The sequence below is a fragment of the Fibrivirga algicola genome, assembly GCF_011742925.1.
In the GTDB taxonomy this organism is placed as follows: domain Bacteria; phylum Bacteroidota; class Bacteroidia; order Cytophagales; family Spirosomataceae; genus Fibrella; species Fibrella algicola.
In genome coordinates this window covers 228,299-245,380 of the sequence record NZ_WAEL01000007.1, presented here as the reverse complement: position 1 = coordinate 245,380, position 17,082 = coordinate 228,299, and the positions used below count along the sequence as shown (strand labels likewise).

Sequence of the window (17,082 nt, the reverse complement as noted above, 5' to 3'; positions counted from 1 at the left end):
GCAGTATAAATGTCAGAAGGACACAATTGTGAGAAAAGACAAAGATTCGCTAACCCTCGCCGAGATCGGATCGCTGATGCTGATCGTCAGTTTGCTGGTGTACATGCTCTCCATTATGCTTTGAGCCTGTACTCATTCCGACCAGTATCAGCCTTATCCAAGCTGGTTGATCAGGGATTCGTCAGCACAGGCTCGGCGGGCTGTGCGCAGTAGTCAGTTGGCGACATACCAAACTGGCTTCGAAAAGCCCGGCTGAAGTATTTTGGATCGCTGAAGCCCACGGCAAAGGCCACTTCCGATACGCTTACTTTACGCTGTTTCAGCAGCAGTTCAGCCTTCTTGAGACGGGTGGTGCGTAGCAGATCGATTACCGAGAGGCCCGTCAGCATTTTCACTTTGCGAAACAACACAGGCCGACTCATGCCGATTTCACTGACCAGGCTGGTCACGTTGAACTCCGGCTCGTGCAGGTGCTTATCCAGCGCGATCATCAGCTGATTCAGGAATTTAGCGTCCGGGTGGTCCAGTTCCTGCGCCTGTGGTTGTAGCGTTACCTGTCGATTGTACTTGGTCTTCAACTGATCGCGCAGGCTCAGCAGGTTAGTTACACGGGCCTGAAGCAAAATCGGGTGAAACGGCTTGGTCAGGTAGTCGTCAGCGCCCGTTTCCAGCCCGGTGAGCTGATTGTCGACTGTATCCTTGGCCGTTAATATAATGACCGGTATGTGGCTCGTTCTCGGGTCCGATTTTAGGCGGTGGGTCAGGGCAAAACCATCCATGATGGGCATGGCTACGTCGGCAATGACAATGTCGGGCAACAGCTGAGCGGCTTTTTCCCAACCAGCAGCCCCGTCTTCGGCTTCAATCACCTGATATTTATCGGCGAACAGATAACGGATATACGTACGAATATCATCCTGATCTTCAACCAATAACACAATCGGTCTGGGCGAGCTGGTAATTTCGCTACCGGTACCATCCTGGCTGGCTACCGGAACAGGCTTAGAAAGCAGGTCTATTGGCTCAGCGGTTCTGTCGGACACCATTGGCGCCGGTATGGGCAGTACGTCAAAACTGGCGACAGGCAGCGACAGCGTGAACCGGGTAAAGCCAGGCTCCCGGGCGGCGGCTTTCCGGCTCTCTACCGTGATCTGCCCGCCGTGTTGCTCCACGATGTGCTTACTCAGGGCCAGCCCGAGGCCAAATCCGGAGTCGCGCGTTTTCGGCTGGTTGACCTGATAAAACTGATTGAAAATGTGCGCCAGATCGTCGGCAGCGATACCTCGTCCGGTGTCCTCGATTAGAATCACGGCCGTATCTGCCCCCGTAGCTGTACTAAAATCCTGTTGGAGACGTACCGTTACGGTGCCATCGGCCGGAGTGAATTTGAACGCGTTCAGTAACAGATTCGACACGACCTTTTCCAGTTCTTCACTGTCGATCCAGGCCGGGAGCGCACGTACTTCGGATTCAGTGATCAGGGCGATGCGCTGTGAACGGGCGTGTTCAGCGAAGGAGTCGGTAATGGTTTGCAGAAACGAGACCAGATCAACTGTTTGCCGTTGTAGCTTGATGTTGCCTGTTTCGTGCTTCCTGAAATCCAGCAGTTGGTTCAACAGGCGAAGCAGCCGATCGGTGCTGTTCCGCATGATAGCAAGCTGTTTCTGCACGGTGCCGTCACCAGCATACTGAACGGCGAGCACTTCAATTGGCGCCATCACCAGCGTTAGTGGCGTACGGATTTCATGAGCGATCTCCGTAAAGAAATTAAGCTTGATCTGATGCAATTCCTGCTGGCGCGACTTTTCGTCCTGCTCTACCTGCAGATCGTGGGCCAGTTGAAGGCGGCTCTGGTTGATGCCCGACCAGAGCCGGAGCAAACCCAAGAAAGCGAGGACATATACGCCATACGCCCAAGGCGTTTTCCAGGGTGGCGGCAGCACCGTGATCTTTAGCTCAAGCGGTTTCTGGTTCCAAACATCATCGTTGTTGGTTCCCTTTACACGCAGCACATAATCGCCCGGAGGTAAATTCATGTAGGTGGCCAGCGGTTCGCTGACGTAGTTCCAGCCGGCATCGAACCCCACTAACTGATAGGCATAGCGGTTTTTGGGGGAATTGATGTAGTTGAATGCGGCAAAGCCCAGTGAGAACACATTTTGCTGATGCGTAAAGGTCAACCCCTCGGCCGACTCAACGTCGAGGTCGTCACTCAGCACTGTTCCCGGCTGGTTAAACAGCCGCAACTGCGTAAACGCCAAACGCGGCGCTCTGGTATTACGCCGGATGCTGTCCGGGTGAAACATGACAATGCCATTGTATCCCCCAAAATATAAGTTTCCCTGATCGTCCTGAAAGGTAGAATTGGGCGTAAACTCTTTACAGATCAGCCCATCGTGCCGGTCATAGGCAATTACACCCGAGTTGCTGGGGTCAAACTGCACCATACCTTTGTCGGTACTGAGCCACAGACGCCCCCGGTTGTCCTCCTGAATACCGAAAATGGTATTGCTTGGCAATCCGTCGGCCGTAGTGAAATGCCGGAATGACCGCTGGTCAGGTAGTAGCAGATTCAGCCCCCCGTCGCGCGTACCTACCCAGAATCGATGCTGTCTGTCTTCGAGCACACAGATCACATGGTTGCTACTGATCGACGTGCTGTCGCCGTTGCGATGGAGGTACCGAACAAACGCGTTTTGCCCCGTTACTTTCCGGTTAAGTCCATGAATCGTGCTTACCCAGAGCGCCTGCCTGCTATCGATATACAGGTTGGTTGTGTTGTTGCTACTGATCGACGTTTGCCGATCAGGGTCGTTTACCAGCGGAATGAACGTCTTCGTCTTCTGGTCGAACTGGCACAGACCGCCAAAATAGGTAGCTACCCACACTGTTCCCTGGGCGTCGCGTTTCAGGTCGTAAATATGGTCATCGGGAAGTGAACGGGGATTGTTGGGCTCGTGCAGGTAGCGGGTTACCGTCTGGCGGCGCAGGTCCAGGTAATTCAATCCCTTCAACGTACCTACCCACAGGCCATTGGGGCCATCGTCCAGCAAGCACTTGATTTTATCGTTGGTCAGCGACCGGCTGTCTTTGGGGTCGTGACTATAGTGCCGGGCAATGGTTCGGTTCGCATTGAGCAGAAAGAGGCCTTTATCTTCCGTACCCAACCAACGCTGGTTCGGTGTGCTGGCGGGTAGCATCGGTCCCGAAATCTTGAAAGGCATACCTCCCTGCCTGTCGACGGGCCGGTAGGAACCAAACTGCCGGGCAAGCGGGCTGTACATGCCCACGCCGCCAAAGTACGTACCTACCCAGAACGATCCGTCTCGATCGCGGAAGAGCGATCGAACTGAATTGTCGCTTAGCGAACTAGGATCGGTCGGGTGATTCTGCAGGGTCTTAAACTGGCTTCCGTCCTGCGCCACAATGTGCAGGCCCGTCATGGTACCCACCCAAAAGCTTCCTTGCCCATCGGGCACTATCGTTCTGACGGTCTGCGTGCTCAGATCGAGCCCAGGCACCGGATTCCAGGAAACAACTCTCCCCTGCTGTTGATCGAAGAGGGCAATTCCGTTCCGCTCCGTGCCAACCCATAATCGACCGTTTTTATCCTCAGCAATGGCATTCACACCATTCGATGTGTTGTGGTAGATGGAGTCGGCGGGCTGGAGAAAATAATTGGTCAGCTCAAACTGGCCCGTGCGGGTCAGCACTAGTTTAGCCAGTCCGGCCGACGTACCTACCCAAACCGTTTTATCGCGGGCTTCATAGAGTGTCCGAATGTTCTGATGGCTTAGATCCTGGTGTTTCCGGGTCAGATCGGCCACCCGCTCACAACGGGCCGCCGGCCCATTCTGAAGGCGAAACAGGCCACGGGGCGTGCCAAACCACACCCGCTGCCGGCTGTCTTCCAGTAAGGTGTTGATGGTTGAATCGGCTAACTGGCCCGTGGCAGCAATGCGAGGCACTACGGGCAGAAAATCGTCTTGCCGGGGTCGGTAGAGCGCTATTCCTTTCGAAGAACCAACCCATAACTGGCCCCGTCGGTCGAGCAGCAGGCTATTTATGATGTTCGAGGCCAGACTGTTGGCCGCGCCGTTACGTGTTTGATAGACTACGATATGGCGGGAATCGTACCGGTTCAGCCCGTTGCGCGTGCCGAACCACATATACCCTTTGGTGTCCTGCGTGATGGTATACACGCTGCTCTGCGATAGGCCCTCTTCAATACTCAGATGACTAAAATGCTGCGTGTCAGCCTGCCCAAAGGCAGGCTGCAACAGCCTGACGTACAGCACCACCAGCCATAGACCAGATGCCAGTTTGATCGTACTCATTTTGCCTGCCTGAAAATCGCGTTCACTAGCCTCTCTCCTACCATCACTTGACGCTAAACAGCCTGACTGTTGGTTACTCACCGCTGGGATGACCACTGCGCCTTACTGCCATCTTACCAGCGATGGCGTCCGGCAAAGCCAGAACAAGTCAGCTTTACCAGACGCCATTTCTGAGGAGAGCATGTTAATGAAGCACCTTCCTGTCAGTCGTTTAACCTATATACTCAACGCTGCTACCCTTGCTTTTTGCGCAGGGCATCGTACCGCAGTAAAGCCTCAAGAAAGTAATAATCGGCATACACCAGCGGCACATCAATTTCGCTCTTGCCGGGCTTGTGCCCTACGCTGTGCTTGAGAATAAAATGGTTGTTTTCGCCCGGCTTGGCCAGGTATGTTGGGCTCGACAGACTTTCGAGCATCTTCACCGCCGACTGGTAGTAGGTCTTTGTTTGGGGACCACCGTACGTACTCAGTTCGAGCAAAGCCGACGCCGTAATGGCTCCCGCTGAAGCATCACGCTCTTCATTCGGAATGGTTGGCGCGTTAAAGTCCCAGTACGGAATCTTGTCGGCGGGCAGGTTGGGGTGATTCAGCATAAAGTCAGCGATCCGCTGCGCCTGCGTCAAATACTTTTTGTCTTTCGTTTCACGGTACATGGTTGTGTAGCCATACAGCGCCCACGCCTGTCCCCGCGCCCAGGCCGACTCATCGGCGTAGCCCTGATGGGTACGTCGGGCCAGCACTTTTCCGCCGTCACCATACAATACTACATGGTAACTGCTGGCGTCGGGCCGGAAATGGTTTTTCAGAGTCTGGTCGGCGTGCGTCACCGCAACGGTTGCCAACTGTTTATCACCCGAGTTTTTGGCGGCCCAGAAGAGGAATTCCAGGTTCATCATGTTATCGACAATGACCGGGTAATCATACACCTGTCCCGACCGATCCTTGAAGCTGTTCCACGATTTGATAACGCCGTAATCGGGCCGGAACCGTGTAGCCAGCGACTTGGCGCCTTTCAGCATCACCTCGCGGTATACCGGATTTTTGGTGAGGCGATAGCCATTGCCGAATGGGCAGTAAAGCATGAAGCCCAGGTCGTGGGTGCCGGTGTTGTTCTGTTCTTTAGCAACGGCCATGGTCCATTTATGCGCCGCCTCCTTCCACTTCGGATCGCCCGTCTGTTCGAACAGATACCAGAGCGAACCCCCAAAAAAGCCGCTGCACCACCAGCTCGACTTCATGTCGCGGGGGCTCCCGTCGGGGTTGGTCGACTGGGGGAACTTAGTGGTGTCAGGGTGCGAGGCCAGCATGCCTTCATACTGTTTGGCCGCCAGTGCAAAGGCATCTTTTACGTTAATCGTTGACTGGGCCGAAGACAGGCGGGCCAGTAATAACAGAGCAAATAGGGAGAGCGATCGAATCATTAGTGTACAAAGGCAAGTGAGACAAAATCGACAGTTGAGCAAGTGGAAAGCGCCCAGCCAGAATTAGTAAAATGACCTATTGAGCCGTTCCGTGAGCGGGGATGCATTCCCGGAAAAGTTAAACAGTTAGCCAATTCATGTAATGTAGTAGAGGCTTACATCTCCTTATTCTACCGCCACCAGAATTAAACATATTGATGAATTTCCATTAACTAAACAAGAAAACCAACTCGCATTCAACCCAAATGCCTGTTTTCTTACCGCAAACGTTTCCGCAATCGTTTGCATTTAAAGTTATTTCCCGAACAAATTGACTTATTGTCGTTCAGGTTAGCTTGCACACCCGTCGGCGTCCAACCAGCTTCGCGCTAGCGCTTTCCCCGGCGTTCGCTTGGAATAGTTCAACTTTGCCTATCAACCCTTTTAAGATGTACCCATGAGAAGTGCACCGGTAACCATTAAAGACATTGCCAGAGCCCTGAATATCTCTATCTCAACCGTTTCGCGGGCGTTGCGTGGTATGCCGGAGATTCATGCCGACACTCGGATGGCCGTGATGCGGCTGGCCGAGGAACTGGACTACCAGCCCAACCAATTGGCGAAAAACCTGCTCAAAAGCCAGACTCGGACCATTGGGGTGATTGTGCCAAACATGAGCTATTATTTTTTCTCGGCCATGCTCAACAGCATTGAGGAAGCCGCCATGCAGGCAGGGTACAGTGTGTTGGTTTGTCAGTCGAACGAATCGTATCTGCGCGAGAAAACCCAGATGGAAAACCTGCTCCGAAGCCAGGTGGAAGGATTCATCATTTCGTTGTCGCTCGATACCAATAACTGTGAGCACGTAGAGCGGCTGGTGCGCAAAAACATCCCGCTTGTGCTCTTCGACCGCTATGCCGACAGCATCAGGGCCTCCAAAGTCATCGTCGACAACTTCGACGCGGCCTTTAAAGCCACCGAACACCTGGTTGAGAATGGCTGTAAACGGATTGCCTTTCTGGCGGGGCCGCCTCAGTTGCTGCTTAGCAACCAACGGATTGATGGTTATCGGGCGGCCTTAGCTAAACACGGACTGCCCATGAGCGAACAGTATATTTTCCATTGCGACTACACGCAGGAAGATACGCTGATGCAGACATTGACCATGATGAACCTGCCCCAGCCCCCCGATGGCCTACTTACGGTAAGCGACCGGATAGCGTACCCGGCCATGTATGCGCTGAAACAGAAAGGCGTTCGGATTCCCGAAGACATAGCGATTGTCAGCTTTAATAATGAGCCAATATCCATGTTTGTCTCTCCATCACTGACGAGCGTCAGCCAACCCATTCAATCGATGGGTATGGAAACGGTTCGGCTGCTGCTGAAACAACTGGAAGCCACCGATTTGGCTCCCTACGTACCTGAAACCAAAGTAATGCCTACTGAACTGATCGTCCGCGAATCATCGATGCGGAAGGCGCCTACGACTCAGGCAGCCTCGACAGTCGCATAGCCGGGCCCTGTTCTACTGATAGCTATCCGTTTACGTCGGTACCCATCGGTAGAACAGGGCCAGTTGGCTGCTTTTGCGGGCATGGTACGAGTCAGTTTATCGCTTTTCGTCAGCGGCCTGTTTGCTTCGCTGGCCGGTTTTTCCCAGCCCAATCCTGCCCGCCCCGACCTGCGGCAAGGAGCCTACTATTCGGAAGAAGAAGGTGCCAGACGCCTGGCCGAAACAGCGCAGACGTACCTGACCCGCGCAGCCTGGGAGAAGCGGGCCAAACTCCTTCGCTCCGGCCTTACCGACGGCATGGAACTCCCCGCCAGGCCGGACTTTGCCCCGCTGAAACCAGTACGCCACAGCCTGCGCCAGTTGGATGGCTATACCGTTGAAAACGTAGCATTCGAGAGCGTACCGGGCTATTTCGTTACCGGTAACCTGTATCGGCCCGTTGGCCTATCCGGCAAACGCCCGGCCATCCTCAGCCAGCATGGCCACGCCAAACTGCTCGATGCCCGCTTTCAGGAATCTGCCCAGCAGCGTTGCGCCACGCTGGCCCGTATGGGCGCGGTGGTATTCGCCTACGACATGGTTGGCTACGGCGACAGTAAACAATCGGAACACAAGCTGCCCAAAGCCCTGAAGCTACAGGCCCTGAACGGCATTCGGGCGCTCGATTTTCTGGTGAACCTGCCCGATGTTGACCCCAGCCGAATTGGGGTGACGGGCGAATCGGGGGGCGGCACGCAGGCCTTTATGCTGGCGGCGCTTGATCGGCGCGTGGCGGTGGCCGTGCCGGTGGTGATGGTGTCGGCTCACTTTTTTGGCGGCTGCACCTGCGAGAGCGGAATGCCCGTTCACAAACGACCCACCCACGAAACGTCTAACGCCGAACTCACCGCACTGATCGCCCCCCGGCCCCTCCTGCTGATCTCTGATGGGAAAGACTGGACCAAAAATACGCCCGTTGTCGAGTATCCGTTTTTGCAACACGTGTACCGCTTGTACGGCGCAGAAAATCGGGTTGCCAATGTGCATCTGCCCGACGAAGGACATGATTACGGCCTGAGCAAGCGGGTGGCGGCCTACCAGTTTCTGGCTACCCACCTGGGCCTCGACCTGAGCCGCGTGCTGAAAGAAGGTATACCCGACGAAAGCCGTAACACCGTGCTCGACGCCTCCGCGTTGCAGGTATTCACCGCCGGTCACCCCCGCCCCGCTCACGCCGCCATGGGCGACGAAGCGGTGTCGGCGCTGCTGAAGTAAGCCCTATCGACAGGTAGCAACTGGGTACGTACCTGATCACCCTAGAATCCGGCGGCGTGACCGTCTTTTCGCGACTCGGTAGCGCCGTGATAAATCTTGTTTTTAGCGTCGAACATAATGCCCTGATAGCCGCCATAGCCACCCAGGCCATAGCCCACAGTATGCCCTTTGATCATCAGCGCCCGGATTGTCTCGTACGGATAGCCCGATTCGAGGGTGATCGTGCCAACCCCCGTTCCTTTCTCGCCGGTCGGCTCCGACGACCCGGCATGGTCAATCCGGGGGGCGTCGCCAGCCTCCTGCGGGTTCATGCCGAAGTCAACTAGGTTCATGACGATCTGCACGTGACCAAGCGGCTGAAAGCTGCCGCCCATCACGCCGAAGCTCATAAAAGGCTGCCCATCCTTGGTGATGAAGGCCGGAATTATGGTATGAAACGGCCGTTTGTGCGGCGCGTAGGTATTGTTTTGTCCTTCGGTCAGGCTGAACATTTCGCCCCGATCCTGCAACGTGAAGCCAAGCCCGTCCGGAACCATGCCCGAACCAAACCCCCGGTAGTTACTCTGAATCAGTGATACCATGTTGCCTTCGCTATCAGCCACCGTCAGGTAGATCGTGTCGCCATCTTTCAGCGCCGGGTTACCCGCTTCGACAGTTGCCGATGCCCGATCGAGGTTAATCAGCGCCCGACGCTGGCTGGCATAAGCTTTTGAGATCAGCGTCTGCACCGGAATCTTGGCAAAGGCGGGATCGGCATAGTACTTGGCCCGGTCTTCGAACACCAGTTTTTTCGCCTCCACAAACCGGTGAATGTGTTCGGGGCTCCCCCACGGAATTTTCGAAAAATCATATCCTTCCAGAATGTTCAGCATTTGCAGCACGGCAACACCCTGCCCATTTGGCGGTAACTCCCAGACATTATAGCCCCGGTAGTTGGTCGAAACGGGGTCAATCCAGTCAGAGGTGTGCTCGGCCAGATCACAGTAGCTCAGAAAGCCGCCTGCTTTCTTCATGAAGCCGTCGATGGTGCGGGCAATATCTCCTTTGTAGAAGGCATCGCGGCCGCCCTTCGCAATTTTGTCAAGGGTATTGGCGAGCGCCGGATTCCGAAACAGTTCACCCCGTTTCGGGGCAGCACCGGTGGGCGCATACACGTCCATCACGTTCGGGTATTTACCCATCCGAGCAATCATGCTTTCCCAGTAATAGGCGGCTTCGTCGTGAACGGGATACCCCTCACGGGCGTACTGGATCGCGTGCGATAGAATAGCAGGCATGGGCGTTTTGCCAAACCGCTTGTGCATTTCAAACCAGCCATCTACGCAACCCGGCACCGATACCGGTAAAGGACCGGCAGACGGTATATGGGTCAACCCGCGTTTTTTCAATTCAGCCAGCGTCAGGCTATACGGCGACCGCCCCGACGCGTTGAGTCCGTATAGTTTCCTGGTTTTGGCATCCCAGACTATAGCAAACAGGTCACCCCCAATGCCGTTCATGTCGGGTTCAACCACGCCCTCCATCGCATTGGCGGCAATGGCAGCATCGATGGCGTTGCCGCCCTTACGCAGCACATCAATGGCAGCCTGGGTAGACAGTGGGTGCGAGGTGCAGACCATGCCATGCTGGGCCATGACCACGGTACGGGTGGCAAATGATTTACCGGTCAGCCGGTCTTGCGCGTAGGTGTGCAGACCGCTGGCAAGAAGTAAACCAACTGTGAGTAAGCGTTGTACAGGTCGTATCATGTGGGGGTGTTTTAGGCCAGCTAAAATAACGCATTACCCGGCACATCCTACTGTCCTGCCGGGTACGTTACAAAACCCTATATTGGCACCATGAAATGGCTTCCCTACCTCTTTATCACGTTCGCGTCGCTCCCAGTCATGAGCAGTTTTGCCCAGCCCATTACCCAAACGCGGCAACGCGAGTGGATCTATGAACAGGCTCCGTTTCCGGAATGCCATGCCTCTACCCTGGCCGAAACACCGCAGGGACTGGTAGCGGCTTGGTTCGGCGGTGAATACGAGCGCCACCCCGACGTGGGTATCTGGTTTAGCCGCCGCTCCGATACCCATTGGACACCACCCGTCGAGGTAGCCACGGGCCTGCAACCCGACGGCAAGCACCTACCCTGCTGGAATCCGGTGCTGTTTCAGGTGCCCAACGGTGAACTGATCCTGTTTTATAAAGTAGGCCCTAGCCCATCCACCTGGTGGGGTATGCTAAAACGCTCAACCGATCAGGGTAAAACCTGGTCGGCGGCAGAGCGGTTGCCGGAGGGCATTGCCGGGCCGATCAAAAACAAGCCGGTGCTGCTGCCATCGGGGGTGCTACTTTGCCCCAGCAGTTCGGAAGATCATAACTGGCGGGTTCATTTTGAGCAGACCTCCGACTGGGGTAAAACCTGGCAGAAAACAGCCGCCATCAATGACGGTGTGACTGATGGAGCTATTCAACCCAGCGTGCTGTTTCACCCAAACGGAAAGCTACAGGCCCTTTGCCGCAGCCAGAATAGCGGGTTTATTCTGGAGACCTGGTCGCAGGATGGCGGCAAAACCTGGTCGGCCCTGCAAAAAACAACGTTGCCAAACCCAAATTCAGGGACCGATGCCGTGACACTGGCCGATGGTCGTCAGGTGCTGGTTTATAACCCAACGCCCTTTTCGAACGGTCAGTTTGGCGGACCACGAACACCACTACACGTGGCTATTTCGGCCGACGGGATTAGGTGGCAAACGCTGGCGGTGCTGGAAAATGAGCCGGGTGAATACTCCTACCCCGCCGTTATTCAAACCGCCGACGGGCTGGTACACGTGGCCTACACCTGGAAACGGAAACGTATCCGGCATATCGCCCTCGACCCCGGCAAGAAAGCGTAGGGTAATGAGCAGCAGACTAGACCGGACGTTTACACGCCGCGCTGCCGCTTTAGCTCGGTGATCTCAAAGTCGAAGGAGATCTCATTCATGCACTTGAAATGGCCTCGCGGGCATTTGGCGTAACCAATTTTAGAGCAGGGGCGGCAGTCTAACCCGTTTTTTTCCAATACCACATAGGGCGTTTTGTAGGGATACATGCCAAAGGCCGGCGTGGTGTTCCCCCAGATCGAATACACCTTTTTCCTGAGTGCCGCCGCAATGTGCATCAGGCCCGTATCGTGCGTAAAGACGAGCCGTGCGCCCTGCACGAGTGAAGCCGACTGATTGAGGTTGTAGCGGCCACAGGCATTGTAGATAAGTCCCGATCCCAGTGCCGTTTCGATTGTCTCGCCCGCCGGCTGATCTTCTTTGCCACCCAGCAGAACCACCGGATAGTCGATCTTCCGGCAGAGCTCGATCATCCGGTCGACGGGCAATTTTTTGGTAGCGTGCTGCCCACCGATCGCGTAGGCAACGTACCCGGTCTGGTGCGTGGGCGGCAGCCAGTTGAGTTCAACCTGATCTTTGTAGGGGATGAAGTAGTCTAGCCCCTTTCCATCGTTGCTGACGCCCAGCGGCAGCACGGTAGCCAGGTACCGATCGACGATGTGAATATCCGGCAACGTGTTTATTTTCAAGCGCACCATCAGCCACTTATTCAGGTTTAGCTTGTCGAACGAGTAGGCTTTGACCCCAAGTTGCAACTTGATCAGACGGGTGCGCAGGTTCTGATGCAGGTCAATGATGTAGTCGAATTGTTCGGCCCGAAGTTCCTTCACCAGCGCCGACAGCGAGCCATCGAGGTAATGTAGCTTATCAATGTACGGGTTATCAGTCAATAAGGTAGCGAACCCCTTTTTGGTGGCATAATGCACCTCCGCACCGGGCACCTGCTGCTTGATACAACGAACCACAGGCGTCGTGAGCACGATATCGCCGATCGACGAAAAGCGAAGGATGAGAAACTTGGTAGCCATGGGGCAAAATTACATTAAAACGGCCACCACCGCGGCTTGATCCGGGTTCTATAATCGCTTTCTTCGCAATTGATACAAGGCGGAATGCCCGGCACCGGTGGGGGCTTCTGAATGAAGTTCGGCGTGCCTATCCCTTTCGACCGGTCAACCGTATACGGCACCTTCTGGCTCCCCGACGCGCTGAAGAAACCAATCACTTTTTCGCCGGGGTTCGATACCGACACGATGTTTCCGGTTAATGGGGCTGGAGCCGGATCGAAAATACCGCCGTTGCTTTTCGTCAATCCTTCGATGGTTTTGTAATACAGGTACGCCTCTCGAGATATGGCCAACTGCTCAAGTTCTACATAGTACCCGCTCTGGGCCGTGTAGGGTGCGCGGAGCAAAAACTGCCGACTGATCGACTTGCCGTTGATCTGCTCATCGGAGGTTACGTTGATGCAGTCTGCGTTGGTACACCGAACAATATCCCAACAATCCTGGCAGCAGTAAATACCGTATTCGGCCGAGCCATCACCCAATGCCAGTCTTACGGTGTTGCAGTAGACCAATGGCTCGAAGTGGGTCCAGACCCAGCGGTAATAATCACCGGTCGTGGCGGGGTCTTTGGTATCCAGGTACACACTGAATCCCTTGTTGGCCGCGAAGAACCCGTCGACAGGCCGTTCGTCGTATTCATCATAGATCCGGTCGATAGCCGGAGCAGGTTTGATTTTTTCCGGCTTCGACTCGTAACGCCGTCCGTCGGGCAACGCAATCGTGAGCTTGTAGGTACGTCCCGGCTGTCCCTGAAACGAGACGGGCGTGCGGTAGACGCCCCGACCAATCTCGGTGAAGCCTTGCCGGTTGCCCAGGTCGTCGGTCACAGCTACAGTAGCCCCCGTAGCCACCATGTTCAGGGCGTTGAACGTGAAATTGGCGGTGTACGACAGGCTTACCTGATGCGGTCCCGGCTGGTCGGTAATATAGCCATCCACGATCAGCATTTTCCCCTCAAGCGCTTTCGTATCGGGTTGATAGGGCGTGATGCAGCCGATCAGCCAGCCACATAGCAGGAGGAGGGTGCAATACCGACTACGTTTCCGAGCGTTCATGATTGAGGGGATACCAGCCTGGTCTGGCAAACGATGACTAGAAAGGCCACCAGCGGGGCTTCACACGGGTGCGGGAATCGCTTTCACGGCAGGCCGCGCAGGGCGGTAACGGTGGCTGGGGCGGCGCTGGCGGCAGGAATACAAAATTAGGGGCGCCCTTTCCTTTCGTTCTGTCGACAACGTAGGGCACTTTCTGAGCACCCGACGCACTGAAATAGCCATATACCTGTTCAGCCGGATTACTCACACACACGACATTACCCCTCAGCGGAACAGGAGCCACATCAAAAATTCCCCCGTTGCTCGACGTCAGGTTTTCGATGTTTTTATAATACGCATACGCCTCTCTCGATAAGGAAAGCTGCTCCACTTCAACGTAATAGCCACTCGTTGATGTGTACGGCGCACGCAGCAGAAACTGCCGACTGATCGACTTGCCGTTGATCTGCTCGTCGGAGGTGGCATTGTTACAGTTAATACCAGCGCAGCGGGCAATCTCCCAACACGACTCGCAGCAGTTGTAGCCGTATTCAACCGCCGTAGTGGCCACGGTTGTAGTGCGTATGTCGCAGATTACCAGCGGTTCGAAGTGGGTCCAGATCCAGCGGTAATAATCGCCGGTCGTGGCGGGATCTTTTGTGTCGAGGTAGATATTAAAGCCTTTGTCCAGCGTGGCAATACCGGCAATTGGCTTTTCCGTGTATTCGTCGTAAATCCGGTCGATGGCTGGAACGGCCTTGATTTTTTCCGGCTTGGATTCATAGCGCCGTCCGTCGGGCAACGCAATCGTAAGCTTGTAGGTACGTCCCGGCTGTCCTTGAAACGAGGCCGGCGTGCGATAGACACCCCGACCAATCTCGATGAAGCCCTGCCGGTTACCCAAGTCGTCAGTCACACCTACGCTGGCCCCCGGCACAACGAAGTTCAACGATGTCACCGTGTAATCGGTAGAGAACGAGAGCGTAACCTGGTGCGGGCCGGGCTGGTCGGTAATGTAGCCATCCACGATCAACGCACTATTGGTCAGCGACTTCGGCTCCGACTGGTAAGGCGTTACGCACGAGGCAATTAGTCCGTAGATGAGAAGATGAGTAAAGAGGCGTAGAACGATTCGGTTCATGATGGTAGCGGCAGCGGCTGGTCTAAAACCGAACGTTATAGGTTAAGGACGGGAAAACGGTGCCGAAAATTGAGAGCTTAAAGGCATCGGTCGACTGACGTGGGTCAAACTTGTAAAAGACGGAATAGGCGTTTTTGTGCGCGTACACATTGTAGACCGAGAAATTCCAGCTCTGTTGCACCCTCCTTTTTTTGGCAGGGTCCTGCTCGAACAGCATCGAGAAATCGAGACGGTGGTAATCGGGAATACGCTCCTGATTGCGGTTTATGTAGATCGGTACGACCACGTTGTTCAGCTTAGCGCGGCCATAGGGCTGCGTAATGGGTCGGCCGGTGCTATAGGTAAAGTTAAGCGATACGCTAAACCGCAGACTGGGCCGGTAGGTGGCTGTGGCATTCAGCGTGTGGGGCTTGTCGAAATTGGCGGGATACGCCTGTCCGCTGTTTACCTGCTCATCAATAAACGGGCTGTTGATCGTGAGCAGTGTGCGCGCATAGGTATAGCTCACCCAGCCGGTCCAGGCGCCTTTGTTTTTGCGCACCAGCATCTCCAGCCCGTACGCCTGCCCTTTCCCCTGCAACACATCGGTTTCGGGAGCCGGATTTCGTTGCAGGTTCGCTCCGTCGCGGTAGTCGATGGCGTTGGTCAGCGTTTTGTAATATACCTCGGCCGACGCTTCGTATTCGTTCTGTTTTCCGTTGGCAAAATACCCCGCCGACAGCTGATCAGCGATCTGAGGCTTTATGTTGGCGTCGCTCAGCACCCAGCGCGAGGTGGGCAGGGCAGCCGTGGTGTTTGATACCAGCTGGATATACTGCCGAATGCGGTTGTAGCCAAATTTCAGCGAGCGTCCTTCGCCCACATTTATCCGCAACGCCAGGCGCGGCTCAATACCGCCCGACGAGTGGTAGATCGTACCGGCCGCATAGGGGGTTGTAGTCATGGCCGTACCTGGCAGGCGTGGCAGATCAGACCCGTAGGTACGTGTCAACGCTGGTCCCTCATTCAACAGGGCCGAATAGCGAAGGCCAGCCAGCAGGGCAGTACTCTCCGATACGTTCCATTCGTCCTGAGCGTAGACGGCCAGTTCGTAGGCCCGTTCGGTGGGCAGGGCAAACGGCAGGGCGTTGGAGAATGGACCGGGCGTGAGTTTGTTGGGTTGAATGGTGTAATTGATGGCGCTCAGCCCCACCTGTATGGCGTGTTCTTCGTTGAGGGCAATGGTTAGGTCACTCTTGATCTGCTTATGCAGCACTTCGGCCACCAGACTGAATTTATTGGCCGAGTCGGGCGCCGATGTTTCGGTAGTATACTGGCTCCAGACCGCCGTTGTATTCAGGTTCAGCTGGCTATTGATCAGGTAGTTCCAGCGTACCGTACCGGCCATCGTGCGATAATCGAACTGTGTGGACGAGGCATTGATCTCGACACCCGACAGCGAATCGGACGGTAGCTTGAAAATGTCGCGTCCGTAGTAGCCAGTACTGGTTATGGTGTGCTTCTCCGACGGCTGCCACTTCACTTTCGTGGTCAGGTCGTAGAAGTTGGCCCGTGTGCCGCTCAGACTGGCAGGCCCGAGGGTGAACAGGAAATCGTTGAACGACAAGCGGGTAGCGGCCAGCATCGTCAGCTTTTTCTTGATAATAGGCCCCTCTACGCCCGCCCGGCTCGACACAATACCGATGCCCCCGTAAGCCGACCAGCGTTCGGTTTCAGGCTCCTTTATCTTAATGTCAAGCACCGACGACGCCCGGCCGCCGTAGCTCGGAGCAGTGCCGCCCCGGTGCAGCGTCAGATCACGCACGATATCGGGATTGAACACCGAGAAAAAGCCCAGCAGGTGGCTGGTGTTGAACAGGGGCGCATCATCCATCAGCACCAGGTTCTGGTCGATGCTGCCGCCCCGCACGTTCACGCCGGTTGCACCTTCACCAACTGAGGTTACTCCCGGCAGCAGAAGCAGGCTCCGCACTACGTCGACCTCACCCATGAAGGCTGGAATTCGACGAATGTTTTTGATGCTCAACTGCGTCACACCCAGCTCTACTTTGCGCACGTTTTTGTCGGGTGCTTCGGTCTGCACAACTACCTCTTCCAGGTATTGCGTATCACTGGACAGGTCAACATTGATCAGCGTTTGCTTACTGACGACCACGTTAAGTACTTGTGCTACGAAACCAACATGCGAAACCCGAACGGGGTACGTACCTGGCTTTACAGATAGCACAAAGAAGCCGTCTTTTCCGGTCACCGTTCCGGCCCGGGTACTTTGCAGGAAAACCGTAGCCCCTGAAACAGGTGTATCTGTACCTGCCTGCCGAACGTACCCAGACAGGCTGTACGTAGACTGGGCTTGACTAAATCCGGACAGGGCGCCCGCGAGTAACGTGAGTAGAAGTAGCGTAGCGTGGCGCAGCATGCGGGGCAGTTAAAATATCCTGCCCCGAAAAGCAATCGATG

10 protein-coding genes are annotated in these 17,082 nt (G+C 55.4%); 3 read left to right on the top strand and 7 right to left on the bottom strand.

All coding sequences use genetic code 11. The features are described from left to right. Positions 1-170 precede the first annotated feature (170 nt). Positions 171-4,337 (bottom strand): hybrid sensor histidine kinase/response regulator transcription factor, encoded by a 4,167-nt coding sequence (locus tag F7231_RS19280; protein WP_166693178.1) that lies wholly within the window; start codon positions 4,335-4,337, stop codon positions 171-173. A gap of 233 nt (positions 4,338-4,570) precedes the next feature. Continuing rightward, positions 4,571-5,761, bottom strand: a complete 1,191-nt coding sequence (locus F7231_RS19275) for a glycoside hydrolase family 88 protein (protein ID WP_166693176.1) — start codon at positions 5,759-5,761, stop codon at positions 4,571-4,573. 436 nt (positions 5,762-6,197) lie between these two features. Between F7231_RS19275 and F7231_RS19270 the strand changes: the two genes are divergently transcribed. Both F7231_RS19270 and F7231_RS19265 read left to right on the top strand, forming a co-directional pair. Further along, a complete protein-coding gene (locus F7231_RS19270) occupies positions 6,198-7,256 on the top strand; it encodes a LacI family DNA-binding transcriptional regulator (protein WP_166693174.1) in 1,059 nt (352 codons plus the stop codon). An 81-nt stretch (positions 7,257-7,337) separates the two neighbouring features. Next, the gene (locus F7231_RS19265; RefSeq protein ID WP_166693172.1) at positions 7,338-8,510 is read left to right on the top strand and encodes an alpha/beta hydrolase family protein; all 1,173 of its coding nucleotides are present in this window, start codon (positions 7,338-7,340) and stop codon (positions 8,508-8,510) included. A gap of 41 nt (positions 8,511-8,551) precedes the next feature. On the opposite strand, the gene ggt is transcribed toward F7231_RS19265, so the two are convergent. Beyond that, the gene (ggt, locus tag F7231_RS19260; RefSeq protein ID WP_374757381.1) at positions 8,552-10,258 is read right to left on the bottom strand and encodes a gamma-glutamyltransferase; all 1,707 of its coding nucleotides are present in this window, start codon (positions 10,256-10,258) and stop codon (positions 8,552-8,554) included. A 90-nt stretch (positions 10,259-10,348) separates the two neighbouring features. On the opposite strand from ggt, the gene F7231_RS19255 reads away from it, so the two are divergent. Next, positions 10,349-11,392 (top strand): sialidase family protein, encoded by a 1,044-nt coding sequence (locus tag F7231_RS19255; protein ID WP_166693170.1) that lies wholly within the window; start codon positions 10,349-10,351, stop codon positions 11,390-11,392. Positions 11,393-11,421: 29 nt separating this feature from the next. Here F7231_RS19255 and F7231_RS19250 read toward each other — a convergent pair whose 3' ends face one another. Genes F7231_RS19250 through F7231_RS19235 form a run of 4 tightly spaced genes read right to left on the bottom strand, consistent with a single transcriptional unit; the run spans position 11,422 to position 17,041 of the window. After that, positions 11,422-12,408 (bottom strand): glycosyltransferase family 9 protein, encoded by a 987-nt coding sequence (locus tag F7231_RS19250; RefSeq protein ID WP_166693168.1) that lies wholly within the window; start codon positions 12,406-12,408, stop codon positions 11,422-11,424. 14 nt (positions 12,409-12,422) lie between these two features. Then, entirely contained in the window at positions 12,423-13,502 is a 1,080-nt protein-coding gene (locus F7231_RS19245) for a DUF4249 domain-containing protein (protein ID WP_166693166.1), read from the bottom strand. Between the two features lie 37 nt (positions 13,503-13,539). Continuing rightward, the gene (locus tag F7231_RS19240; protein WP_166693164.1) at positions 13,540-14,622 is read right to left on the bottom strand and encodes a DUF4249 domain-containing protein; all 1,083 of its coding nucleotides are present in this window, start codon (positions 14,620-14,622) and stop codon (positions 13,540-13,542) included. A gap of 22 nt (positions 14,623-14,644) precedes the next feature. Continuing rightward, positions 14,645-17,041, bottom strand: coding sequence for a TonB-dependent receptor (locus tag F7231_RS19235; protein ID WP_166693162.1), 2,397 nt, complete (start codon positions 17,039-17,041; stop codon positions 14,645-14,647). Positions 17,042-17,082 lie beyond the last annotated feature (41 nt).